The sequence below is a fragment of the Ruegeria sp. CG8 genome (assembly GCF_056537165.1).
Map to the genome: position 1 here is coordinate 280305 of NZ_JBQFRA010000005.1, position 20766 is coordinate 301070.

27 protein-coding genes are annotated in these 20766 nt (G+C 61.7%); 12 read left to right on the forward strand and 15 right to left on the reverse strand.

The genetic code is table 11. The features are described 5' to 3' along the window. Positions 1-76: 76 nt before the first annotated feature. Together ACR0EF_RS16285 and pip are read right to left on the reverse strand one after the other, a co-directional pair. Positions 77-898 (reverse strand): ABC transporter substrate-binding protein, encoded by an 822-nt coding sequence (locus ACR0EF_RS16285; protein WP_170373227.1) that lies wholly within the window; start codon positions 896-898, stop codon positions 77-79. Then, positions 895-1872: a prolyl aminopeptidase gene (gene pip, locus ACR0EF_RS16290; protein WP_170373228.1), complete on the reverse strand. Its 978-nt coding sequence runs from the start codon at positions 1870-1872 to the stop codon at positions 895-897. The genes ACR0EF_RS16285 and pip overlap by 4 nt, the downstream gene beginning before the upstream one ends. 48 nt (positions 1873-1920) lie before the next feature. Here pip and ubiG point away from each other — a divergent pair, with 48 nt between their 5' ends. Next, positions 1921-2667 carry a bifunctional 2-polyprenyl-6-hydroxyphenol methylase/3-demethylubiquinol 3-O-methyltransferase UbiG gene (ubiG, locus tag ACR0EF_RS16295; RefSeq protein ID WP_170343132.1) on the forward strand — a complete coding sequence of 249 codons (747 nt, stop codon included), beginning with the start codon at positions 1921-1923 and terminating at the stop codon, positions 2665-2667. Positions 2668-2670: 3 nt separating this feature from the next. On the opposite strand, the gene ACR0EF_RS16300 is transcribed toward ubiG, so the two are convergent. The 4 genes from ACR0EF_RS16300 to ACR0EF_RS16315 are packed head-to-tail and all read right to left on the reverse strand — an operon-like array spanning position 2671 to position 4955. Continuing rightward, positions 2671-3111 carry a MarR family winged helix-turn-helix transcriptional regulator gene (locus ACR0EF_RS16300; protein ID WP_170343133.1) on the reverse strand — a complete coding sequence of 147 codons (441 nt, stop codon included), beginning with the start codon at positions 3109-3111 and terminating at the stop codon, positions 2671-2673. Between the two features lie 14 nt (positions 3112-3125). Next, positions 3126-3956 (reverse strand): carbon-nitrogen hydrolase family protein, encoded by an 831-nt coding sequence (locus tag ACR0EF_RS16305; protein ID WP_170367537.1) that lies wholly within the window; start codon positions 3954-3956, stop codon positions 3126-3128. Next, a complete protein-coding gene (grxC, locus tag ACR0EF_RS16310) occupies positions 3956-4213 on the reverse strand; it encodes a glutaredoxin 3 (protein ID WP_170342430.1) in 258 nt (85 codons plus the stop codon). Before grxC ends, ACR0EF_RS16305 begins: the two co-directional genes overlap by 1 nt. A gap of 37 nt (positions 4214-4250) precedes the next feature. Next, a complete protein-coding gene (locus ACR0EF_RS16315) occupies positions 4251-4955 on the reverse strand; it encodes a double zinc ribbon domain-containing protein (protein ID WP_367646427.1) in 705 nt (234 codons plus the stop codon). A gap of 40 nt (positions 4956-4995) precedes the next feature. On the opposite strand from ACR0EF_RS16315, the gene ACR0EF_RS16320 reads away from it, so the two are divergent. Both ACR0EF_RS16320 and hemH read left to right on the forward strand, forming a co-directional pair. Continuing rightward, on the forward strand, positions 4996-5826 hold the full coding sequence (locus ACR0EF_RS16320; protein ID WP_170373230.1) for a methyltransferase domain-containing protein: 831 nt from the start codon (positions 4996-4998) through the stop codon (positions 5824-5826). A gap of 55 nt (positions 5827-5881) precedes the next feature. Next, positions 5882-6931 carry a ferrochelatase gene (gene hemH / locus ACR0EF_RS16325; protein ID WP_170373231.1) on the forward strand — a complete coding sequence of 350 codons (1050 nt, stop codon included), beginning with the start codon at positions 5882-5884 and terminating at the stop codon, positions 6929-6931. 74 nt (positions 6932-7005) lie between these two features. Here the strand turns inward: hemH and ACR0EF_RS16330 are convergent, their stop codons facing one another. Beyond that, complete coding sequence (locus tag ACR0EF_RS16330) at positions 7006-7188, reverse strand: hypothetical protein (RefSeq protein WP_005979327.1); 183 nt, start codon at positions 7186-7188, stop codon at positions 7006-7008. Between the two features lie 138 nt (positions 7189-7326). Next, a complete protein-coding gene (locus tag ACR0EF_RS16335; protein ID WP_170373232.1) occupies positions 7327-7926 on the reverse strand; it encodes a L,D-transpeptidase in 600 nt (199 codons plus the stop codon). Between the two features lie 169 nt (positions 7927-8095). Between ACR0EF_RS16335 and dalA the strand changes: the two genes are divergently transcribed. Next, a complete protein-coding gene (gene dalA, locus ACR0EF_RS16340; protein WP_093963636.1) occupies positions 8096-8614 on the forward strand; it encodes a divisome-associated lipoprotein DalA in 519 nt (172 codons plus the stop codon). Positions 8615-8674: 60 nt separating this feature from the next. Here dalA and ptsN read toward each other — a convergent pair whose 3' ends face one another. The 7 genes from ptsN to ACR0EF_RS16375 form a co-directional block, all read right to left on the reverse strand. Beyond that, positions 8675-9139: a PTS IIA-like nitrogen regulatory protein PtsN gene (gene ptsN / locus ACR0EF_RS16345; protein ID WP_170343139.1), complete on the reverse strand. Its 465-nt coding sequence runs from the start codon at positions 9137-9139 to the stop codon at positions 8675-8677. Positions 9140-9195: 56 nt separating this feature from the next. Next, positions 9196-9759 (reverse strand): ribosome hibernation-promoting factor, HPF/YfiA family, encoded by a 564-nt coding sequence (gene hpf, locus ACR0EF_RS16350; protein WP_170342438.1) that lies wholly within the window; start codon positions 9757-9759, stop codon positions 9196-9198. A 252-nt stretch (positions 9760-10011) separates the two neighbouring features. Continuing rightward, complete coding sequence (gene lptB, locus ACR0EF_RS16355) at positions 10012-10770, reverse strand: LPS export ABC transporter ATP-binding protein (RefSeq protein WP_093963638.1); 759 nt, start codon at positions 10768-10770, stop codon at positions 10012-10014. Continuing rightward, positions 10770-11210, reverse strand: a complete 441-nt coding sequence (locus ACR0EF_RS16360) for an LptA/OstA family protein (RefSeq protein WP_367646424.1) — start codon at positions 11208-11210, stop codon at positions 10770-10772. Before ACR0EF_RS16360 ends, lptB begins: the two co-directional genes overlap by 1 nt. Positions 11211-11264: 54 nt before the next feature. After that, on the reverse strand, positions 11265-11864 hold the full coding sequence (gene lptC / locus ACR0EF_RS16365; RefSeq protein ID WP_093963640.1) for an LPS export ABC transporter periplasmic protein LptC: 600 nt from the start codon (positions 11862-11864) through the stop codon (positions 11265-11267). A 12-nt stretch (positions 11865-11876) separates the two neighbouring features. After that, the gene (locus ACR0EF_RS16370; RefSeq protein WP_170373234.1) at positions 11877-12845 is read right to left on the reverse strand and encodes a KpsF/GutQ family sugar-phosphate isomerase; all 969 of its coding nucleotides are present in this window, start codon (positions 12843-12845) and stop codon (positions 11877-11879) included. After that, positions 12842-13456, reverse strand: a complete 615-nt coding sequence (locus ACR0EF_RS16375) for a ribonuclease D (RefSeq protein WP_170343143.1) — start codon at positions 13454-13456, stop codon at positions 12842-12844. Before ACR0EF_RS16375 ends, ACR0EF_RS16370 begins: the two co-directional genes overlap by 4 nt. Positions 13457-13587: 131 nt before the next feature. On the opposite strand from ACR0EF_RS16375, the gene ACR0EF_RS16380 reads away from it, so the two are divergent. From ACR0EF_RS16380 to ACR0EF_RS16415, 8 genes are all read left to right on the forward strand, one after another. Further along, on the forward strand, positions 13588-13842 hold the full coding sequence (locus tag ACR0EF_RS16380) for a metal-sensing transcriptional repressor (RefSeq protein WP_170373235.1): 255 nt from the start codon (positions 13588-13590) through the stop codon (positions 13840-13842). Next, a complete protein-coding gene (locus ACR0EF_RS16385; protein ID WP_170372455.1) occupies positions 13842-15161 on the forward strand; it encodes an MFS transporter in 1320 nt (439 codons plus the stop codon). The genes ACR0EF_RS16380 and ACR0EF_RS16385 overlap by 1 nt, the downstream gene beginning before the upstream one ends. Before the next feature lie 56 nt (positions 15162-15217). Next, a complete protein-coding gene (locus ACR0EF_RS16390) occupies positions 15218-15646 on the forward strand; it encodes an Lrp/AsnC family transcriptional regulator (protein WP_093963783.1) in 429 nt (142 codons plus the stop codon). A gap of 72 nt (positions 15647-15718) precedes the next feature. After that, a complete protein-coding gene (locus ACR0EF_RS16395; RefSeq protein WP_170372457.1) occupies positions 15719-16423 on the forward strand; it encodes a lytic transglycosylase domain-containing protein in 705 nt (234 codons plus the stop codon). A 63-nt stretch (positions 16424-16486) separates the two neighbouring features. Then, a complete protein-coding gene (gene flhA, locus ACR0EF_RS16400; RefSeq protein ID WP_174825253.1) occupies positions 16487-18514 on the forward strand; it encodes a flagellar biosynthesis protein FlhA in 2028 nt (675 codons plus the stop codon). Then, complete coding sequence (locus ACR0EF_RS16405; protein WP_170343148.1) at positions 18511-19284, forward strand: flagellar biosynthetic protein FliR; 774 nt, start codon at positions 18511-18513, stop codon at positions 19282-19284. Before flhA ends, ACR0EF_RS16405 begins: the two co-directional genes overlap by 4 nt. Further along, the gene (flhB, locus tag ACR0EF_RS16410; RefSeq protein ID WP_170373236.1) at positions 19281-20369 is read left to right on the forward strand and encodes a flagellar type III secretion system protein FlhB; all 1089 of its coding nucleotides are present in this window, start codon (positions 19281-19283) and stop codon (positions 20367-20369) included. The genes ACR0EF_RS16405 and flhB overlap by 4 nt, the downstream gene beginning before the upstream one ends. Continuing rightward, positions 20366-20752: a hypothetical protein gene (locus tag ACR0EF_RS16415; protein ID WP_174820334.1), complete on the forward strand. Its 387-nt coding sequence runs from the start codon at positions 20366-20368 to the stop codon at positions 20750-20752. The genes flhB and ACR0EF_RS16415 overlap by 4 nt, the downstream gene beginning before the upstream one ends. Positions 20753-20766: the final 14 nt, after the last annotated feature.

The following is a 20766-nucleotide window of genomic DNA, read 5'->3' on the forward strand; positions in this document are numbered from 1 at the left end:
ATATACGCAGGACGCCCCGAGTCTGCAACCCCTGCCGTCAACCAACGGACAATCCGCGTCAGTTTTCAGGTCGGTCTCAGGCCATCCACCAGCGTTCCGCGATGCGCCCATCGTCCAACGGCGCGCCCCGCCCGATCCGGCGTGGCAGACCCACGGTGCCGGAGATTGCCAGCGACATCTCTGATTCGTTGGGGAAGAACCGCACGCCACCCAGACCGCGCAGCCCTTGAGCCGCCGGCAGCACCGACACGTCCACATAGCGGTCACGCAGCGCCTCGGCCCGCACGGCCGGGTCGGGGATAACGATGATGTCGACCGCCTCCAGCCAGCCGGCCTGGCCATCCTTGTAGTGGCCCGCGACCCGGCGGCCGCGGAAATGGCGACCGTCTTCGGCCCGTTCGACCCGGTAGCACCCGGTGCCGTTCGCCTGCTGCAGCGGAGAAACGCTTTGCCCGTCGCGGGTAATGACGAACCGGGTATCGGCCAGCAGGAACGGCAGGCCGGGATTGGCCTCGGCCAGTTCGATCCGGATGCGGTCCGGCGCCAGCGCTTCGGCGCGCCCGACCTCGGACAGGACCGCCAGAACATCCCCGGCCGTCAGCGCCGCACCGTCGTGAAACACCGCATCGGCACGCAGGTCGAAGGTCCAGACCCGGGCTTCGGAATCGGTCTGCCAGGCGGTCGCCAGCTCGCCGCGCAGAGTGCCGTCCGGCGCGATCTCGGTCAGGGTGTCGAACACCGCACCCCGGGCCAGCCGGTCCAGGCTGTCGTCACGCGGTACGGCGATGCGCAGCACGCCGCCCGATTTCGGCGTATCCGCCAGCGAGGCCCCCGTCGCGGCCAGCAGGGCTGCGGCGGCACCCGAGGTGAACAGGGCACGGCGGTCGATGCGGGTCATGCCACCTCCTGCGCGGTTCGGTCCATGATGCGCACAAGTTCGGCACTGATCCCGGGCTCCGACAGGGCGTGACCGGCCTGCCGCACCATCTTCAGCTCGGCCTCGGGCCACTTCTCGGCCAGGTTCCAGGCCGCCTGCGGGGGGCAGATCATGTCGTACCGGCCTTGCACGATATGGCCAGGGATATGTGCGATCCGGTCCATCTGATCCAGAATCTGGCCGTCATATTCCAGAAACGCCTTGTTGATGAAATAGTGATTCTCGAGCCGCGCGAAGGTGCGCGCGTATTCGCCGGGGCTTTCACCGACGGCCCCGTTCGTGTGGATCGAGGCCAGCGCGTTTTCCCAGTGCGACCAGGCGCGGGCGTACAGGATTTCGGTCGCGCGATCGCCCGAAAACAGCCGCTTGTTGTAGGCGCCGATGGTGTCGGACAGTTCCGAGTCGCGCAGCAGCGAGGTGAAGCGCGCCCATTGTTCGGGCCAGAACTTGCCGGCCCCGCCGCCATAGAACCAGTCGAGTTCCGCCTGCGTTGCCAGAAACACGCCGCGCAGAACCAGGCGGGTCACCCGGTCGGGATGGGTTTGGGCATAGATCAGCGCCAGCGTGGCGCCCCAGCTGCCGCCGAACACGATCCAGTCGTCGATCTCGAACAGTTTCCGCAGGCGCTCGATATCGGCCACCAGATGCCACGTCGTGTTGTTCTCGACCGAGGCCGTGGGCCGCGACCGGCCGCAGCCGCGCTGGTCGAACAGAATCACCCGGTAGACCTCGGGGTCGAAATAGCGCCGCATGGCCGGGCTGCAGCCGCCGCCGGGGCCGCCATGCAGAACCACCACCGCAATCCCGTCGGGATTGCCGCATTGTTCCACATAGATGCGGTGCCCGTCGCCCATATCCACCACGCGCTGGTCGAACGGATCGACCGGCGGGTAAAGATATTGCACTGCGCGCTTTTGGTCCGGGTACTTGTCCATTATGGCCCTATATAGTCCTACAGCGTAAAAGAGCACACGGAGACAGGAATGCAAGCGCATCCGAACACGGTTGACCCGTCCGAGATCGCAAAATTCGAGGCCATGGCCGCCGAATGGTGGGACCCGCACGGGAAATTCAAACCTCTGCACATGCTCAATCCGTGCCGTCTGGACTATATCACACAGCAGATCGCGGGCGAATTTGACCGGGACCTGACGGCAGCGAAACCGTTCGCGGGCCTGCGCCTGCTGGATATCGGCTGCGGCGGCGGGTTGCTGAGCGAGCCGATGGCGCGGCTGGGCGCCGAGGTCGTGGGCGCCGACGCGGCCGAGCGCAACCTGCCCGTGGCCCGCATCCATGCCGAGCAATCCGGCCTGCAGATCGACTATCGCCACACCACCGCCGAGGCGATGGCCGACGCGGGCGAGCAGTTCGACGTGGTTCTGAACATGGAGGTGGTCGAGCATGTGGCCGATCCGCTGGCCTATCTGACAGCCACGCAACAGCTGTTGAAACCCGGCGGGCTGGAAATCTGTTCCACCATCAACCGCAACCCGAAATCCTATGCGATGGCGATTTTCGGGGCCGAGGTCGTGATGCGATGGCTGCCGCGCGGCACGCATGAATGGTCCAAATTCATCACCCCGGACGAGCTGTTCGACCTGCTGCGCCAAGCCGGTCTGGACCCGGTGGACCGCAAGGGATTCGTCTTCAACCCGATCACCTGGAGCTGGTCGATCTCGGACCGGGATCTGAGCGTGAACTATGTCACCGCCAGCGTGAAGCCGGGCTGAGGTCTATTCCTCTTCCAGCTTCATGCGCAGGTCGCGCAGAACCGGCAGGGTCGTGCGCACACGCTCAAGGCCCAGCTCGCCCACGACCCGGTTGATCAGAGGCGCGATGGCCGAGATCGCCTGATCCCGCGCCCGGCGGCCGGCCGGGCTGATCGCCACCATCTTGCGGCGGGCATCGTCCCAATCGGGGCGGATGTGGATGTATCCGGCCCATTCCAGCTTGGCCAAGGTGTTGGTCATCGCCCCACGGGTCACATGGAATGTGCTGGCCAGTTGGGCAGGCGTCCGCTCGCCTCCCACGAACACCAGGTGGTTCAGCACCGAGAAATGCGAGATCTCCATGCCCTTGGGCAGCACCCGGCTCAGCCGGTTCCGCAGCAATTGGTCCGCGGTCAGGATCTCGCTGAACAGCGCGACCGCAAGGGCGTTGGTTTCGTCAGTCATTACCCGGTTCTGGATCAGGGCCCGTCGAACGGGCGAACATGTGTCAAGGACGGCACGCGCCGCCGTGCCTCTGTAACAGACCTATCATCCAGATCAAAAAAGTGAATGCCGGTCTGAGTGCCTGCGTCGATCAGCACCTCGCCCCAGGGCGACACGACCATGCTGTGCCCGTGGGTATGGCGCGTCTTGCCGCGGGTCTTGGGGTGTTCCCCGGTCTGCGCGGGGGCAATGACCCAACAGCCGGTCTCGATGGCGCGGGCGCGCAGAAGCGGCTCCCAATGGGCCGCGCCGGTCACCGGAGAGAACGCAGCCGGAACCGTCAGGATCGTGGCCCCGCCCTGTGCCAGCGCGGCGTGCAGATGCGGGAACCGGATGTCATAGCAGATGGTCATGCCGACCTTGCCGAAGGCGGTCTCGGCAATCACCGCCCGCGACCCGGGCCGATAGCTGGCCGATTCGCGAAAAGTCTCGGTCTCGGTGACCTGCACGTCGAACATGTGGATCTTGTCATAGCGCGCGACGATCCCGCCCTGCGGGTCGATCATGTAAGACCGGTTGGCGAACCGCCCGTCGGCGTCATGAGTCTTCAGCCCCAACGATCCGATCAGCAGCCACACGCCCAATTCCGCCGCCTGTTCGCGCAGGCCCGCCAGTGTGATGTCGTCTTCCTCGTGCTGCAGCACCTCGCGTTGGCGCGTTCCGCTGGTCGAAACGCAGTTGGTGACCTCGGGCGTCAGGATGAACGTCGCGCCCTTGCCCGCGGCCTCGTCCATCATGGCGCGCACCATGTCCAAGTTCGCGGCCGGGTCGTCCGACGAGGTGATCTGCAGCAGGGCGGTTCTCATCAGGCGGCCAACAGCGGGTCCAGCTTGCCGGCCTGTTCGAGTTCGTACAGATCGTCGCAGCCACCGACATGGGTGTCGCCGATGAAGATCTGAGGCACCGTGCGCCGCCCGCCCGCCCGCTGGATCATCTCGGGCTTGCGTTTGGGGTTCATCAAAACGTCGATTTCCTCGAAGGCGACGCCTTTCTGATTCAGCAGCCGTTTGGCCGCGTGGCAAAAGCCGCACAGCGGCGAGGTATATATGACAACCGGTTTCATGGTCCGTTCCCTTGGATTTCGCGCAATCTAGGGAGAATTAGGCATCCTTGGCAACGCGCGCCAGTACCAACACGGAAATATCATCCGCCCCGGCCGCCCGGCAGGCGCGGGCGCAGGCCGCCAGGGTTGCACCCGATGTCATCACGTCATCGACCAGCAGCACGTGGCGCCCCGTCAGGCGGTCCGCCCGGCGCGGATGCATGGTGATCGCATCGCGCAGCGTATGCGCACGCTCGGCCGCCGTTTTGCCTTCCAGCGGTGGGGTACGCCGCTTGCGTATCAACAGATCCGGACAGACCGGCAGGCCCGCCTCCTTTCCCAGTTGGAGCGACAAAAGAGCGGACTGGTTGTATCGGCGCTTCAGCAGCCGCGACCAATGCAGCGGCACCGGGGCGATCACCGTATCCGGTCGAAACAGGGTGCGACCGGCCTGCGCCATCCAACGCGCCGCAGGTTTTGCCAGTTCGGAACGATCCCCGTGCTTCAGGGCCAGAACCAGTGACCGCGCCCGTCCCTGATACAGCAATGCCGCGCGCCCCTCGGCCCACGGTTGTGGGCGGCGCAAACAATCGTCGCAGTCGATTCGGTGACCATCATCGCTGCCAGGCACCGGCGCACCGCAACTGTGGCAGACCGTCCCGCCGATGAACGGCGTCTCGCGCCAGCACGGCCCGCACAGGCCGAAATCCGAGGCCGCCATCTCGCCGCAGCCGATGCAGCGTGGCGGATACACGACCTCGATCGCGGTTTGAATCCGCTGCCATATGCGATAATTGCGGCTTATGGATTTGCCAGCACCCAATGCACCCTCGCTGTTCGATCGCAAAGCGCTTGCGGCACACCGCGCGCGGATCAGCGACGAAGCCCTTTTTCTGCACCACGCCGCCATGGACGAGGTGCAGGATCGCCTTTCCATGGTTAACAAATCCTTTACTGCGCCAGCGATCGTAGCCCCCTACCCCGAGATTTGGGCGCCGGTCCTGCCGGGCGCCCGGGTCGTGGCCGATGCCGACGTGCTGGACCTCAAACCCGCTGCGCATGATCTGGTGGTCCATGCGATGGCCCTGCATTGGGCCAACGATCCGGTGGGACAGCTGATCCAATGTGCCCGCGCGCTGCAGCCCGACGGGTTGTTGTTGGTGGTGTGTCTGGGCGGTGAAACGCTATACGAATTGCGGGCCGCGCTGGGTCAGGCCGAGGTCGAGGTGACCGGCGGTCTCAGCCCCCGTGTCGCGCCGATGGCCGAGTTGCGAGATCTTGGCGCGCTGCTGCAGCGTGCGGGTTTTGCATTGCCTGTTGCGGACAAAGTGCCCCTGACGGCGACGTATCGCGACCTGTGGCACCTGATGCGGGACCTGCGCGCGATGGGTGAAACCAACGCCATGACCCAGCGGTTGAAACACCCGTCGCGCCGCGCGGTCTTTTCCCGGGCCCAAGAGATTTACGCCGTGCATTTCACATCTCCCGAAGGCCGGCTGAGTGCCACGTTCGAGCTGATCTGCCTGACGGGCTGGGCGCCGGATGCCAGCCAGCCCAAGCCGTTGCGCCCTGGCTCGGCCCAGATGAGACTGGCCGACGCCCTTGGCACGAAAGAAGGCAAACTGTCCGATTGACCCGCTGACCGAACCGATTATTTCAGCCTCTAAACCAGAATTCAGGAAGCTCACCATGTTCGATGCCAACCGCCCGGAACACGCTCCGGCAGACCACCCAAAAGTGAAGATGGGCCGCGTCGGCGTTCTTCTGGCCAATCTCGGCACCCCGGACGACTACAGCTATTGGCCGATGCGCCGCTATCTGAACGAGTTCCTGTCCGACCGGCGGGTGATCGACTATCCGGCCTGGAAATGGCAGCCGATCCTGCAGGCCATCATCCTGACCAAACGTCCCTTCAGCTCGGGCGCTGCGTACAAGTCGATCTGGAACCACGACAAGGGCGAAAGCCCGCTGATGACCATCACCAAGGACCAGACCGCCAAGATGCGTGCGGCGATGCAGGACCGGTATGGCGACAAGGTCATGGTGGATTTCTGCATGCGCTACGGAAACCCCTCGACCAAGTCGAAGGTTCGCCAGATGGTGGCCGAAGGCTGCGACCGCATCCTGTTCTTCCCGCTCTATCCGCAATATGCGGGCGCTACGACCGCCACCGCGAACGACCAGTTCTTTCGCGCACTGATGGACGAGGCCTGGCAGCCCGCCAGCCGCACGGTGCCGGCCTATTTCGACGAGCCCGCCTATATCGACGCCCTGGCGCAGTCGGTCGAGACGGCCTATGCCGCGATGGAGACCAAGCCGGAAGTTTTGGTGTGCTCCTATCACGGCATGCCGGAACGCTATCTGATGCAGGGTGATCCGTACCACTGCCAGTGCGCCAAGACGTCACGCCTGCTGAAAGAACGGCTGGGCTGGGCGGATGATCAACTGGTGACCACCTTCCAGTCACGATTCGGGCCCGAGGAATGGCTTAAGCCCTACACCGTCGACCACGTCGCGGAATTGGCCCGACAAGGCAAAAAGAACATCGCCGTCATCGCCCCGGCATTTTCGTCGGACTGCATTGAAACGCTGGAAGAGATCAATGAAGAGATCCGCGAAAGCTTTGAGCACGCCGGCGGCGAAAGCTTTACCTACATTCCCTGCCTCAACGACGAGGACGCGCATATCGCGGCCTTGGGCAAGGTTGTCGAGGACAACCTTAAAGGCTGGCTGGACTGAACCGGCCCGGAAACAAGCACGAAAAAAGGCGGTGGAAATCCACCGCCTTTCTTTTTTGTCGTAGTCCGTTGGACTTAGCCTGCGGCAACAGCTGCGGCAACAACGACCAGCAGGATCAGCGGCAGGATGATGCCCTGCGACGAGCCCTGGGTTTCTTCGACGACAACAGGTGCCTCAACAACCGGCTCTTCCAGGTTGCCAGCATATGCGGTCGAAGCAGCAGCGGTCAGTGCAGCAGCGAGTACAAGTTTCTTCATATTAACCTCCAGAGTTTGCGCGATCCCAATTGCGGAACCACACACCTAAGACTTACCTCGTGGTTTTTTCTAATCAGCAAAGCAGAACGAATGCAATTGCAACTTGCAGTGCAAGCGGGTTGGCGCGCGAAAATGTCGTCAAATTAGCAACACTTGCGTCCCGACCTTCGCCATGGCGTACAGCTCTGCGATGTTCTCGTTGAACAACCCGATGCACCCGTTCGACGACCGGCGGCCAATTTTCCGCGTATCGTGGGTTCCGTGGATCCGGTAATACTTCCAGCTGAGATACAAAGCGTGCGTTCCCAGCGGGTTATCGGGCCCCGGAGGGATGTAATCCGGCCATTCCGGGTTTCTTTTCTTCATCGACGGCGTCGGCGACCAGCTGGGCCCCTCGACCTTGCGGATGACACTCGTGCGACCGCGGCGGGTCAGTTCTTCGGTCAGCGGAACCGAGGACGGGTAAAGCTTGTAGACAGTCTGATCTTCCGACCAATAGTGCAAAGCGCGGGAATTGGTGTCGACCAGAATCGCCCCGTTCCGGGTGTTCGAGAAGTAGGGCTGCCACTGCTGCGCCTTGAACCCCGACACGTTGCGGCGAACGGCCGGTTCAGGCTCGGGTGCAGGGCGCAATGGGTCGCCCGGGATGTATTGGGCGATCGCCGGGCTGGCGAGCAAAGACGATGCGCCTGCGAGGAATCCGCGGCGGGACGAAGAGAAAACGCGTTTCTTGACCATGGTGACAGGTCCTCTGCGAAAGATGTGCAAGAATCCGCTCTATGTTATTGCCAGAATGCTTCAGTCGCAAATCAAACCGGCAGAATCATGCGGGTTCGTGCATTTGAGCCTTTGCTCATGGGCCGCTGGCAGGGTATTGCCAATTGGAAACAAGCAAACCGGACTCATCATGACGCGCATTTTTTCCCTGCTCTTGATTTGCCTTGTCGCGCTGGCGGCATGTACCGACGTGAGCGGCACTTCAACCCTTGGTGCGGATGGGCGCCCGCTGCCCAAAGCCTACAAGATCCGGGGCAATCCCGAAAAACTGCAGTTCCGCATGCTTGATTCCGTAAACGCCCTGCGGCAGGCGTCGGGACTGCAGTCGGTGCAGTTGAACGCGCAGTTGAACGCAGCGGCGGCGACGCACGCCAAGGACATGTCGCGGCAGAACCGGCCCTGGCATTTCGGCTCGGACGGATCTTCGCCGCTCGACCGGGTGGCCCGTGCCGGTTATGCGGGGCGTTTCCTGGGTGAAGCGATTTCCGAGACCTACGAGACCGAAACCGAAACCCTGGCCGCGTGGATGCAGGAACCGGGTCCGCGATCGGTGATCATGGACCCGCAAGCAACCCAGATGGGGTTTGCATGGCACCAGGAAAACGGCGGGAAGATCTGGTGGACGCTCGAGATGGGAACCGGCGGTTAAGCATGGCCCCAGACGAAAAAAGCCCCCGAAAACCGGGGGCTTTTTTCTTTCTAACAGGTCTCAGGCAGCTTGCATGGACTGGGCTGTGGTCAGGATCGCATACAGCTTGACCGGATCCGGGTTGGCCCGAAGCTTCGAGCAGACCGCGCCGTCGCGCAGCGTGCGCGATACCAGCGCCAAGGCCTTGAGGTGCTCGACACCGGCGTCTTCCGGGGCGAACAGCGCAAAGGCCAGATCCACGGGCTGACGGTCGACCGATCCGAAGTCGATGGGCTTTTCCAGCATGACGAACACGCCGGCAACCGAATCGATCTCGGACAAACGGGCGTGTGGCAGGGCAACACCATGGCCAACGCCGGTCGGCCCAAGGCTTTCCCGCTCCAGCAGGCAGTCTACGATGGTCTGCGGATCAAGTCCGAGTGCGCCCGCGGCGACGTCACCGATTTCCTGAAACAACCGTTTTTTGCTGGACGCTGCAGATAGCACGCGCACCGCTTCGGGCTTCAGTATGCTCGACAAATCCATGTTTTGCTCCACGGCGACGCCCCCAAAATCCGGGGGCCCCGCCCAATTCTTGCCTGTTACGGATCGATCCAGCCGATATTGCCGTCATCCCGGCGATACACGACGTTCAATCCGTCCTTGTTTTCATTCCTGAACACCAGCACCGGGGCGCCGGCCAATTCCATTTGCATGACAGCTTCGCCGACACTCAACGATGGGATCTTGGTTTCCATCTCAGCCACGATGATGGGCTGCAATGAGTCGGGTTCGTCGGCCACGTCCGATTCGTTCGAGGCGAGGATATAAGATGACGCTCCGAAGAGTTCAACCGGCTGAGCCCGTTCACGATGGTGGTCCTTGAGGCGACGCTTGTAGCGACGCAGCTGTTTCTCCATCTTTTCGCAGCACGCCTCGAATGCTGCATAGATTTCGGTTGCATGTGCCTTGGCCTGGGCTGTCAGGCCCGTGGACATATGTATGGTGGTTTCGCACACATACTCATGCGCTGAACGGGAAAAGACGACGTTGGCATCCGTCGGTCGCTGAGCATATTTGCTCACGACCTCGCCCAATGCGTCCTGCACGTGTGTCTGCAAGGCTGCACCAATGTCGATCTGTTTGCCGCTGATTTGGTAACGCATGTGATCTCCTTCACAATTCACACCCATTATGACGTCACGTCAGGTGACATGCTTGTTTTTATCGGGTGGGGGGTAGAGACATGTTTCGCGGTTGTCCTCGGTAGGGCCCTTCGGAGAAGGGAGATCGAGATCCAGTCTGGAACCGCGAAAATGCCATGTCCCAATTGAGCCAAGAGGCGGCAGAAGAGTCAATCAAAACAGGAGTGTATATACGCGAATTCTGTCATGCGCCTGGCGCAATGAAAGCTAAGCCTATGAAATCTTGAAGTTTTCACCCAGATACACGCGGCGGACATTTTCGTTTTCCACCACCTCGTCGGGCGATCCGGACATCAGCACCTGCCCGTCGTGCAGGATGTAGGCGCGGTCCACAATTTCCAGCGTTTCCCGCACGTTGTGGTCGGTGATCAGTACGCCGATTCCACGCTTCTTCAGATCCGCCACCAGATGCCGGATATCGCCCACGCTGATCGGGTCGACGCCGGCAAATGGCTCGTCCAGCAGCAGGTACTTGGGGTCGGCGGCCAGACAGCGGGCTATCTCGACGCGACGGCGCTCACCGCCCGACAATGCAAGGGCAGGCGCCCGCCGCAAATGCTCGATCGAAAAGTCCGAGAGCAGCTCTTCCAGACGTTCCTTGCGGCGGTGCACATGCTTCACCGCAATGTCGAGCACGGCCGAGATATTGTCCTCGACACTCAAGCCGCGAAAGATCGACATTTCCTGCGGCAGATACCCGATGCCCATGCGCGCCCGGCGATACATCGGCAGCGTGGTCACATTCTGACCGTCCAACGTGACCGTTCCGGCCTCGGGGAACACCAGCCCGGCAACGGAATAGAACGTCGTCGTCTTGCCCGAGCCGTTCGGCCCTAGCAACGCCACGACCTCGGACCGGTCCAGCGTCATCGACACGTCCCGGATCACGGTCTTTTTGCGATAGGATTTGCGCAGTTTCTGAATCTTCAGACCCTGAGACCCTTCGGCAACGGACAGTTGCGGGCCCGCCATCAATTTCCGCCCTGCTGAAGGATCGTCTTGACCCGCCCCGACATGGTCGCGGTTCCGCTTGTCAGGTTCGCAATCATCTGGTCGCCGCTGATCGTGCTGGGCCCCTGCATCAGCAGAACGTTGCCCTTCATCACGATCACACCCGAGTCGATGGTGTATTCCGCCCAGTCCCCTTCGGCGGCATCCGGCGGGCTGACAAGCACGACGTTTTCCGAGGCCTCCATGCGTTCGATCCCCGACCGATCCTGGTTGTAGATCACCAGCACACGACCGGCGGACAGGCGCATTTCGCCCTGCACGACAATGACGTTGCCAAGAAACTCGGCCGAACCGTCCTCTTGATTGACGTTCAGTGTCTCGGATGTCACTTCGACCGGCAGACTGGGATCGGCCTTCACCGACCCAAAGGCCACCTGCGCTTCCTGCGCGGACGCTGGCACCGAACCCACGGCCAAGGCGAAACAAACGAGGGCGAAACGAAAATCAAACACAGTCTATCTTTCGGCTTTTTTCGGCTCATATAACAGCTTAACGCCATCTGTAAAAAGAATATGGACCGGTCCACCCTCTTTTTCAGCGCCAAATGTCATCCGCCCGGCCGAGAAATTGCCGATTGGCCCCGTTCCCTGCACCTGACCTGGCGTATCGCCCCGGATCTCGTCCAAAGAAGTATTCAACAGGTCTGTTGTCACCCGGATACCGTCCGTGGTGGTGATCACCACGTCCCCCGTGAAGGTGGCCGTCGCCTTGTCCGGTCGGATCGACCCCGAGTTGGAATCCAGCGTGATCACCCCACCGTTCAACAGGCCGAACCGGCCACGGAATTCCGTTGCTCTTGGATCGCTGTCGGCAGTTCCCTGGCTGGCCCGTACCGCCTCGACCTGGACATCTTCGCCCTTGCGGGTGGTCCCGCGATAGTTCGGGCGGGTCACAAGCTGCCCCTCAAGCCGTTCGTCGATATCCTGCTGGGTGAACGGACCCGAGACGTTGGTTTCGATGCTGCGCGACAGCAGGAATACCGTGGACAGCAGCAGAATCGCCGCCAGCGGCAACAGAACCTTCAGGAACTGCACCATTCGGGAATAGCGGTCCACCTGCGCCTCCTGTCAGCCCAGCCCGACGCGCAGGCAATCGTGAATATGCAGAAGGCCCTGCGCCAATCCCGGCTGTTCGAGGTCGACCACGAACAACGAGGTGATCTTGCGCGCGTTCATGATCGCCACGGCTTCTTCGGCCAGAGAATCCGGTGCGATCGTGGTCGGATTGCGTGTCATGACCTGAGCGGCTGTATTGTCCAGCAGCCCCTCCATGTGGCGCCGCAGGTCGCCGTCGGTGATGATGCCGGCAAGCTTGCCATCCGCGTCCGTCACCCCGACCACGCCAAAGCCTTTCTGGCTGATCTCGATCAACGCGTCGCTCATGGGTGTATCGGCAGAGACAAGCGGCACCGCATCGCCACTGTGCATCAAATCGCGTACTGCGCTCAGCTGCGCGCCCAGTTTGCCGCCCGGATGGAAGGCGCGGAAATCTTCTGGCTTGAAGTCACGATATTTCATCAGTGCAATCGCCAGCGCATCACCCATGGCCAGTGTCAGCGTGGTCGAAATCGACGGCACCATCCCATAGCCGCAGGCCTCGCCCAGAGAGGGGATCAGCAAATGAACGTCCGCCTGTTTCATCAACGAGCTTTCGGGCTTGCTGGACAGGCCGATCAACGGAATGCCGAACCGCCGGGTAAAGGCCAGAAGATTGGCCAGTTCCGGCGCCTCGCCCGAATTGGAGATCGCCAGAACCACGTCTCCTTTCGACACCATCCCCAGGTCGCCGTGGCTGGCCTCGGCCGGATGAACGAAATAGGCCGGCGTGCCGGTGCTGGCCAGGGTTGCGGCGATCTTGTGGCCGATGTGTCCCGACTTGCCGATGCCGCTGATGATGATCCGCCCAGTGGCCTGCAGGATCAGCTGAACGGCTTCGGCAAATCGGTCGTCAAGGCTGTCGGCCAAAACATCTAACGCCCGGGCTTCGTCGGTGATTACCTGACGGGCAACCTTCAGAAAGGATTCATTGTCTGTCATGAGTGCGCAAAAATATCCGTTTCAGGCCATCCGGCCAGATCCAGTCTGGCACGCATCGGCAGGAAGTCAAAACAGGCCTGCGCCATCTCGGTGCGCCCTTCACGCGCCAGCCGCGCGTTCAAGGCATCACGCAGACGGTGCAGATACAGGACGTCGGAGGCCGCATAATCCAGTTGGGCCTCGGTCAGGGTCTCGGCACCCCAGTCGCTCATCTGTTGCTGTTTCGAGATATCGACGCCCAGCAACTCCTGACACAGGTTCTTGAGACCATGACGATCGGTATAGGTGCGCACAAGGCGGCTGGCGATCTTGGTGCAATACACCGGAGCGGCCAACGCCCCGAAGGCATGATACATCGCGGCAATGTCGAACCGCCCGAAATGAAACAGCTTCAGCACATCCGGGTTTTCCAGCATGGCACTCAGGTTCGGCGCCGAGGTTTGGCCCTTTTCGACCTGCACGATATGGCAATCGCCGTCACCCCCGGACATCTGAATCACGCACAGGCGATCCCGGTGCGGGTTGAGACCCATGGTCTCACAATCAATGGCCACGATCGGGCCCAGATCCAGCCCATCGGGCAGGTCGTTCTTGTACAGATGGTTCGCCACACGTGTTTCCTTCGTTCGGTATCGTCCCCGAAATAGGGTGTTTGGCCTGCAAACTCAACGCCATCCGGACCGATGCCGCGATTGATCTCCGGCAGGCTTGATGTATCCCCATGGGGGGATAGGGTTAATGCATGAACCCTCACAAGCATTCAACTCACCCGCAGATCATCGCGCGCCTGAAACGCGCACATGGGCATCTGGCCAAGGTCATCGCAATGCTGGACGACCAGGAGCCCTGTCCGGACATCGCTCAGCAGCTTTTCGCCGTGGAAAAGGCGATCACGAATGCCAAGCGGACACTGATCCATGATCATGTCGACCATTGCCTTGCTTCGGGCGACGCCGACTCGGTCTACGCCTTCAAGGCCATCACCAAGTACCTGTGATGCTGAGCGTTCTTCAAAACCGGGTCTATCGTCACCTGCTTGCTGCGCAAATCGTGGCCTTGACGGGCACCGGTCTTGCCACGGTGGCCCTGGGGCTTCTGGCCTACGATCTGGCCGGAAGCTCTGCGGCCCTGGTTCTGGGTACGGCACTGACGATAAAGATGGTTGCCTATGTTACGGTCGCACCGGTGGCGGCGGCCTTTGCGGAACGGCTGAACCGGCGAAAATTGCTTGTGACGCTGGACCTCGTCCGCGCCGCAGTGGCGCTGTGCCTGCCGTTCGTGACCGACATCTGGCAGGTCTACGTTCTGATCTTCGTTCTGCAATCTGCCTCAGCCGGGTTCACCCCGGCGTTCCAAGCCACGATACCAGACGTTCTGACCGACCAACAGGACTATACCAAGGCGCTGTCGCTGTCGCGCCTGGCCTATGATCTGGAAAGTCTGGTGAGCCCGATGCTGGCTGCGTTCCTTCTGATCTTCGTCAGCTTCGATAGCCTGTTTCTGGGAACAAGCCTCGGCTTTGCCGCCTCGGCCTTGTTGGTCATGTCGGTTGCCCTTCCCTCACCCACGCCCGTCCGGCCGCGCGGGATCTTCGACCGCACAACCCGCGGTCTGCGGATCTATCTGGCCACACCACGCCTTCGGGGGTTGCTGGCTTTGAGTTGGAGCGCCGCAGCGCTCAGCGCGATGGTCCTGGTCAATACCGTCGTCATCGTGCGTGCAAGCCTGGGGCTGTCCGATAGTGCCGTGGCCATCGCGCTGGCCGGATTCGGCAGCGGGTCAATGCTGGCGGCATTTGCCTTGCCGGCGGTTTTGCGGCGGTTCGAGGACCGCAAAGTGATGCTGGCGGGTGCCACAATTGCCACCGCTTCCATGGCGGTTGCTGCAATCCTGTCTGCAGCTGTACCCATGAGCCTTGCCGGGCTGTCCGCAATCTGGGCACTGGTCGGCTTCGGATACTCGGCAACCCTGACCCCGTCGGGGCGCCTGCTGACCCGGTCGGCCCACGCCGAAGACCGCCCGGCCGTCTTCGCCGCCCAATTCACCCTGTCGCATGCCTGCTGGTTGGTTCTCTACCCGCTGGCCGGATGGGTCATGACAGCGTTCGGTGCGACAGTGGCCATGGCTTTGTTGACCGTTCTGTCACTGTGCGGTCTGGTCGGAGCTCTGTTGGCATGGCCTCGCGCCGAGCCGGGCGCGGTCATCCACCAGCATCCGGACCTGCCGGTCGACCATCCGCACCTGTCCGGATCGGCAGAGCACGCCCACCCGATCATCATCGACGACCTTCACCCCCGATACCCGCATCAGCCTTGAGCGCAGGCGCCAAACTGGCATACACCCGAACCATCCCTTCGGAACACGGAGCATCGATGGACCAGCTTGATCGCCGCATCATTGCCGCGCTGCAACACAACGCGCGCGCCTCGACCACCCATATCGCGGCAACGCTCGGGGTGGCCCGGACTACGGTGCATGAACGTATCAGCCGGATGGAGAGAAACGGTGTGATCGCCGGATATTCGGTGATCCTGCGCCAGGCCGAGGACACGCCCAAGGTCCAGGTCGTTGTCCTGCTGGAGGTACAGCAGAAAGAAACCGCCCGCATTATCAAGCGGCTGGAAGCCTATCCAGAGGTCAAGCTGTGCCTGTCGATCAATGGAGAATTCGATCTGTTGCTGTCCGCCGAAGCGCCGCGGATCGAGGATCTGGACATTCTGGTTGATGAGCTAGCGGCGATCCCGGGAGTGCTGCGGACCAACACCAGCGTTGTGTTCGGCCGCCGCATCGATCGGGGCTGAGGTCCCGATAACCCTCTGTAAACCCAAAACTGGCTAGCTTGGCCCGGACACAAGAATCCCCGGACCGGCAGAATGCCAGAGCTCAAGTTTTTCATCTCGATCGCCGTTTGGCTAACCGCCGCCGCGCCTGCCGCCCTGGCATGGTCGGATGGCCACGCGACTGATGTCTGCGACCGGGCCGCGCGCCGGGCGGCTATGGCCGAAGGTGTGCCGCAGGATATTCTGTTGGCCGTCACTCGAACCGAGACCGGGCGCAGCATGAGGGGCCGCCTGACACCCTGGCCCTGGACCGTCAATGTCGAGGGCAAAGGGTACTGGTTCGCCACCGAGACCGAGGCCAAGGCCTTTGTCTTCGACGTGTTCAAAGCGGGTGCGCGCAGTTTTGATATTGGCTGTTTCCAGATCAACTACCGCTGGCATGGCAAAGCCTTCCGGTCCATAGACGCTATGTTTGATCCGGATCTGAACGCTGCCTACGCGGCGCAGTTCCTGAAGTCGCTTTTTACTGAACAGGGTTCGTGGGGGCATGCGGTTGGCGCCTATCACTCGCGTACGCCCGGCCTTGCACAGGCGTATACGGACCGATTTGAAACCATCCTCGCCAATCTCGACGGCGTGCGGCTGGCGCAACCGGGACCCCCGGGCCGCGATCCTTTTTCCCGGGCGGCCGCGCCTTTGATCCCGCCCGGTCGTGGCCGAACCGGGACGGGCCGCTTGGGCTCATTGGTTCCCTCCTCCGCCGCTGCTGCTGCGTTCATCGCGTTCGATCAGGAGTGACGCGTGCCAAAGCTTGACGCCCGATCCCTGTTTTCACCCACCGTTCTACTGGCGTTGGCCTTGATGACGGTGATCGTCATGATGATCCTGCCAATGCCATCCTGGGTGCTGGACATTGGCCTTGCGGCCTCGTTCGCGCTGGCCATCCTGATTTTCACCCTGACCCTGTTCATCGAGCGACCGTTGGATTTCTCGTCCTTTCCAACGATCCTGCTGGCTTCGCTGATGCTGCGCCTGTCGCTCAACGTGTCGTCGACAAAGCTGATCATCGGGCAGGGTCATACCGGGCCCAACGCCGCCGGTGACGTCATCGAGGGCTTTGCCCAATTCGTCATGAGCGGCAGCATCTTCCTGGGCCTCGTGGTGTTCGGCGTGCTGCTGATCGTGAATTTCATGGTGATTACCAAAGGTGCGGCGCGCATGGCCGAGGTCGGGGCCCGCTTTGCCCTTGACGGTATGCCGGGCAAACAGCTTGCCATCGACAGCGACATGTCTGCCGGCGCCATCGACCATCAGCAAGCCAAGGAACGGCGCGAGCTTGAGCAACGGGAAACCACCTTTTTCGGGTCGCTGGACGGGGCATCCAAATTCGTCAAGGGCGATGCAATTGCCGGGCTGCTGATTACCCTGCTCAACCTGGTGATGGGGTTGATCATGGGGGTGATCGTGCACAGTATGCCGGTCGCCTCGGCGTTTGAAACCTATGCGATCCTGACCGTTGGTGACGGGTTGGTCACGCAGATACCGGCGGTCATCATCTCTATCGCATCCGCCCTGTTGCTGGCCCGCGGTGGTACGCAGGGTGCAACCGATACTGCCTTGTTCTCGCAACTGGGGCGTCATCCGGCTGCGCTGGCAACCGTTGCGATCCTGATGGTGCTGTTTGCGCTGGTGCCCGGGCTGCCTTTTCTGCCGTTCATTCTCGGCGGCGTGATCCTGGGCTATGCGGCATTTGTTGTTCACAAAAAACAATCAGCTGCCACAGAGTCGGCACGTATGCCGGCTTCGGACGCCGAGCCCAAGGCAACACAAGGCATCGGAGACGTCCTTGACCTCGACGACGTTCACCTCGAATTTGCCCCGGATCTGGTCAGCATGGTGTTGAACCCCGGCACCGGATTGGACGCTCGGATCGCCAACATGCGGACCTACGTCGCGTCGAGCTTTGGATTGATCCTGCCGGAGATCCGGCTGACAGACCGGGCCGACTTGCCGACGGGCACTTACGTCATTCGTGTTCAGGGCGTCGAACAGGCCCGGGGGGTGCTTCACCCCGACCTGATCCTGGCACTGGTGCAGGACGGGCTGGACCTGTTGCCGGAAGGCAATGACGTCACCGAACCGGTCTACGGCGCACCCGCCCGATGGATCCTGCCCAAGGATCAAGAGGCCGCCGCGCTGAGCGGCGCAACCATCGTCACCCCGCCCGAGATTCTGGCGACCCATCTGCTGGAAATCATCAAGCAGAACTTCCCGCGCCTGCTGACCCTGAAATCCCTGCGTCGGCTCCTGTCCGAGATGACCCGCCTCAGCGATCCGGTCCGGGCCGAGGCGAACCGAAAGCTGCTGGATGAGCTGATCCCCGACAAGGTTCCGATCGACACCTTGCACGCGGTTTTGAGGCTGCTGCTCGAAGAACGGGTTTCGATCCGCAACATGGCGCTGATCCTGGAAAGCGTGGCCGAAGCGCGGATGACCACGACGCAGCCTGAGGCGATCTGCGAGATCGTGCGCCAGCGACTGGGCTTCCAGCTGGTGGCGGACCTGAAGCGTGGCGACGGCTCGATTCCCCTGATCCAGTTGGCGCCGGAATGGGAGGAGACGTTCTCCACCTACCAGATCGACACTCCGAATGCTGGATTGGATGTGGCGCTGCCCCCCAATCTGTTCAACAAACTGGCCGATGGCGTCGTCACGACGATAACACGCAGCGCGGATCAGGGTGTGTTCCCGGCGTTGGTAACCTCGACGCGGCGGCGCAGGTTGCTGCGTACCATCATGCACGCGCGGGGAATCTCGAATCCAGTCCTGTCGTTCGAAGAAATTGGGCTCGAAGCGCGGCCGGCGCTGGTCGGAACGGTGCCGGCGTGATTGGGCTGCCGCCGGATTTGCTGGCTCAGCTGGGGGGCATCCTGTGGTCCTCGTTTGCGGTTTTTCTCAGGGTTTCAGCGGTGGTTTCCCTGCTGCCAGCCTTCGGGGAGCGCAGCATTCCAACCCGTGTAAAGCTGGGGGTCGCAATCGCATTCACGCTGGTCGTCGCGCCGTCGGTTTCCGTTGCCGAGCCCGACAGTGGCCTGATGCCGCTGGTTCAATTGATACTGACCGAAATCCTGATCGGCCTGACCCTGGGGATCGGACTTCGGCTACTGGTACTCGCCCTTCAAACCGCCGGGTCGATGGCCGCGCAAGCCACGTCGTTGTCGCAGATCCTGGGTGGCGCCGCTGCGGACCCGGCCCCGGCGATGGGTCATTTCTTGACCCTGTCCGGGTTGGCCCTTGCCACACTGATGGGCATTCACATCCGGGCGACCCAATTCCTGATCGACAGCTATTCACTATTCCCGGTGGGTACGGCCCCAACAGCGACCGATCTTTCCCGTTGGGGGGTGTCGCAGGTATCGGGCAGCTTTGCATTGGCCTTTGGACTGGCCATGCCGTTTGTCATTGCATCATTGATCTACAACCTGGCCCTGGGTGTCATCAACCGGGCCATGCCTCAACTGATGGTCGCCTTTGTAGGCGCGCCGGCAATCACCTTTGCCGGTTTGTTCCTTCTGTTCGCGGGAGCGCCGATCATCCTTGCGGTCTGGTCTGACGTCCTGTTCCAGTACTTGCTTGATCCGACCGGAGCACCGGAATGAGCAGCTCGGACGATGACACTGACAAGTCCTTCGAGGCGACACCGCAGAAACTGCAGAAGGCTCGGGAAAAGGGTGAGGTCGTCAAATCAAATGACCTTTCCGCCGTTGCCGCCTATTCCGGCCTGACAATCGCTCTTTTGGCGGTCGGGCAGTTTTCGACCGAACATTTGGGATCATCCCTGATGGTTCTGATTGATCAGGCCCCGGAACTGTCACGGTTGTTGACGTCTGGCAGCGCGGCTGAACCGGTCGGCGGGCTGATGGAAAAGGTTGCCGTTTCCGCGGGTGTTCTGTTGGCGGTTCCAGCGGCGTTTGTGTTGCTGAACCTCTTGGCACAGCGCGCCCTGGTGTTTGCCCCAAGCAAACTGACGCCGAAGATGTCCCGCATTTCAATCCCATACAATGCCAAGAACAAGTTCGGTCGTGCCGGACTTTTTGAGTTCCTCAAAAGCTTCATCAAGCTGGTGATCTACAGCATCTGCCTTGCCGTGTTTTTGAAATCCAACCTAGCGGACATCCTGACGGCTGCAGCCAGCCCCGCACGAGCCTCCATCCCGCTGATGATGAACCTACTGTTTCGGTTCCTGTTCATCGTCGTCGCCGTCACGCTGACCATCGGGGTCATCGACTACCTGTGGCAGTATTCCGAGCACATGCGCAAAAATCGAATGTCGCGCAAAGAACTGCAGGACGAGACGAAGGACACGGAAGGCGATCCGCATGTCAAACAGCAGAGACGTCAGCGCGCGCAAGAGATTGCGACCAACCAGATGATGGCCGAGGTTCCGAAGGCTGATGTGGTCATCGTCAACCCCACTCATTTTGCGGTGGCATTGAAATGGACCCGCGCCCATGGAACCGCACCCGTCTGCGTCGCAAAGGGTGTTGACGAAGTTGCCGCGACAATCCGCCGAACGGCGATGGAGTCAGGAGTTCCGATTCATTCGGATCCGCCGACGGCGCGAGCCCTGCATGCGACCGTCGAGGTCGGAAAGGAGATAACGGAAGACCTTTATCGCCCGGTCGCTGCCGCCATCCGATTTGCCGAAGCCATGCGAAAACGCGCGAAAGGAGCGGTCGGATGACACGCGCGAAGCTAAGGGATCTAGCGGCGGTCACGGCGGCTTCATACGAAAGAGAGTTTCAGAAACTGAGCCCGATACTTGAGGCCGAAAGCCGCATTCAGGCACAGATCAGCGCGCTAAACGCACAGGTCGCCCAAACGGCGTCGGACGCCGCGCAAACCCCTGGGTACCAGATCGCTGGCGCGGACGTCTTGTGGCACGGGTGGGAGTCCAAAACCCGGCGTGACCTCAACACTGAATTGGCGCGGGTCAGATCCCGGAAACTGGCAATGATGGAGGACCTTCGCCAAGCATTCGGCCGCAAGCAGGCGGTTGAGACGTTGCAGCGCGATCAAGAAACCGCGCTGCGCATTGCACGCGCCAGGAAACTGATGAACCAGTAAACCGAAAGCTGAAG

What these genes read in the sequence shown, in the direction of transcription:
- ACR0EF_RS16285 (WP_170373227.1), bottom strand. Translation starts at nt 898, where the DNA reads ATGACCCGCATCGACCGCCGTGCCCTGTTCACCTCGGGTGCCGCCGCA.
- pip (WP_170373228.1), bottom strand. Translation starts at nt 1,872, where the DNA reads ATGGACAAGTACCCGGACCAAAAGCGCGCAGTGCAATATCTTTACCCG.
- ubiG (WP_170343132.1), top strand. Translation starts at nt 1,921, where the DNA reads ATGCAAGCGCATCCGAACACGGTTGACCCGTCCGAGATCGCAAAATTC.
- ACR0EF_RS16300 (WP_170343133.1), bottom strand. Translation starts at nt 3,111, where the DNA reads ATGACTGACGAAACCAACGCCCTTGCGGTCGCGCTGTTCAGCGAGATC.
- ACR0EF_RS16305 (WP_170367537.1), bottom strand. Translation starts at nt 3,956, where the DNA reads ATGAGAACCGCCCTGCTGCAGATCACCTCGTCGGACGACCCGGCCGCG.
- grxC (WP_170342430.1), bottom strand. Translation starts at nt 4,213, where the DNA reads ATGAAACCGGTTGTCATATATACCTCGCCGCTGTGCGGCTTTTGCCAC.
- ACR0EF_RS16320 (WP_170373230.1), top strand. Translation starts at nt 4,996, where the DNA reads ATGGATTTGCCAGCACCCAATGCACCCTCGCTGTTCGATCGCAAAGCG.
- hemH (WP_170373231.1), top strand. Translation starts at nt 5,882, where the DNA reads ATGTTCGATGCCAACCGCCCGGAACACGCTCCGGCAGACCACCCAAAA.
- ACR0EF_RS16330 (WP_005979327.1), bottom strand. Translation starts at nt 7,188, where the DNA reads ATGAAGAAACTTGTACTCGCTGCTGCACTGACCGCTGCTGCTTCGACC.
- ACR0EF_RS16335 (WP_170373232.1), bottom strand. Translation starts at nt 7,926, where the DNA reads ATGGTCAAGAAACGCGTTTTCTCTTCGTCCCGCCGCGGATTCCTCGCA.
- dalA (WP_093963636.1), top strand. Translation starts at nt 8,096, where the DNA reads ATGACGCGCATTTTTTCCCTGCTCTTGATTTGCCTTGTCGCGCTGGCG.
- ptsN (WP_170343139.1), bottom strand. Translation starts at nt 9,139, where the DNA reads ATGGATTTGTCGAGCATACTGAAGCCCGAAGCGGTGCGCGTGCTATCT.
- hpf (WP_170342438.1), bottom strand. Translation starts at nt 9,759, where the DNA reads ATGCGTTACCAAATCAGCGGCAAACAGATCGACATTGGTGCAGCCTTG.
- lptB (WP_093963638.1), bottom strand. Translation starts at nt 10,770, where the DNA reads ATGGCGGGCCCGCAACTGTCCGTTGCCGAAGGGTCTCAGGGTCTGAAG.
- ACR0EF_RS16370 (WP_170373234.1), bottom strand. Translation starts at nt 12,845, where the DNA reads ATGACAGACAATGAATCCTTTCTGAAGGTTGCCCGTCAGGTAATCACC.
- ACR0EF_RS16380 (WP_170373235.1), top strand. Translation starts at nt 13,588, where the DNA reads ATGAACCCTCACAAGCATTCAACTCACCCGCAGATCATCGCGCGCCTG.
- ACR0EF_RS16385 (WP_170372455.1), top strand. Translation starts at nt 13,842, where the DNA reads ATGCTGAGCGTTCTTCAAAACCGGGTCTATCGTCACCTGCTTGCTGCG.
- ACR0EF_RS16390 (WP_093963783.1), top strand. Translation starts at nt 15,218, where the DNA reads ATGGACCAGCTTGATCGCCGCATCATTGCCGCGCTGCAACACAACGCG.
- ACR0EF_RS16395 (WP_170372457.1), top strand. Translation starts at nt 15,719, where the DNA reads ATGCCAGAGCTCAAGTTTTTCATCTCGATCGCCGTTTGGCTAACCGCC.
- flhA (WP_174825253.1), top strand. Translation starts at nt 16,487, where the DNA reads ATGACGGTGATCGTCATGATGATCCTGCCAATGCCATCCTGGGTGCTG.
- flhB (WP_170373236.1), top strand. Translation starts at nt 19,281, where the DNA reads ATGAGCAGCTCGGACGATGACACTGACAAGTCCTTCGAGGCGACACCG.
- ACR0EF_RS16415 (WP_174820334.1), top strand. Translation starts at nt 20,366, where the DNA reads ATGACACGCGCGAAGCTAAGGGATCTAGCGGCGGTCACGGCGGCTTCA.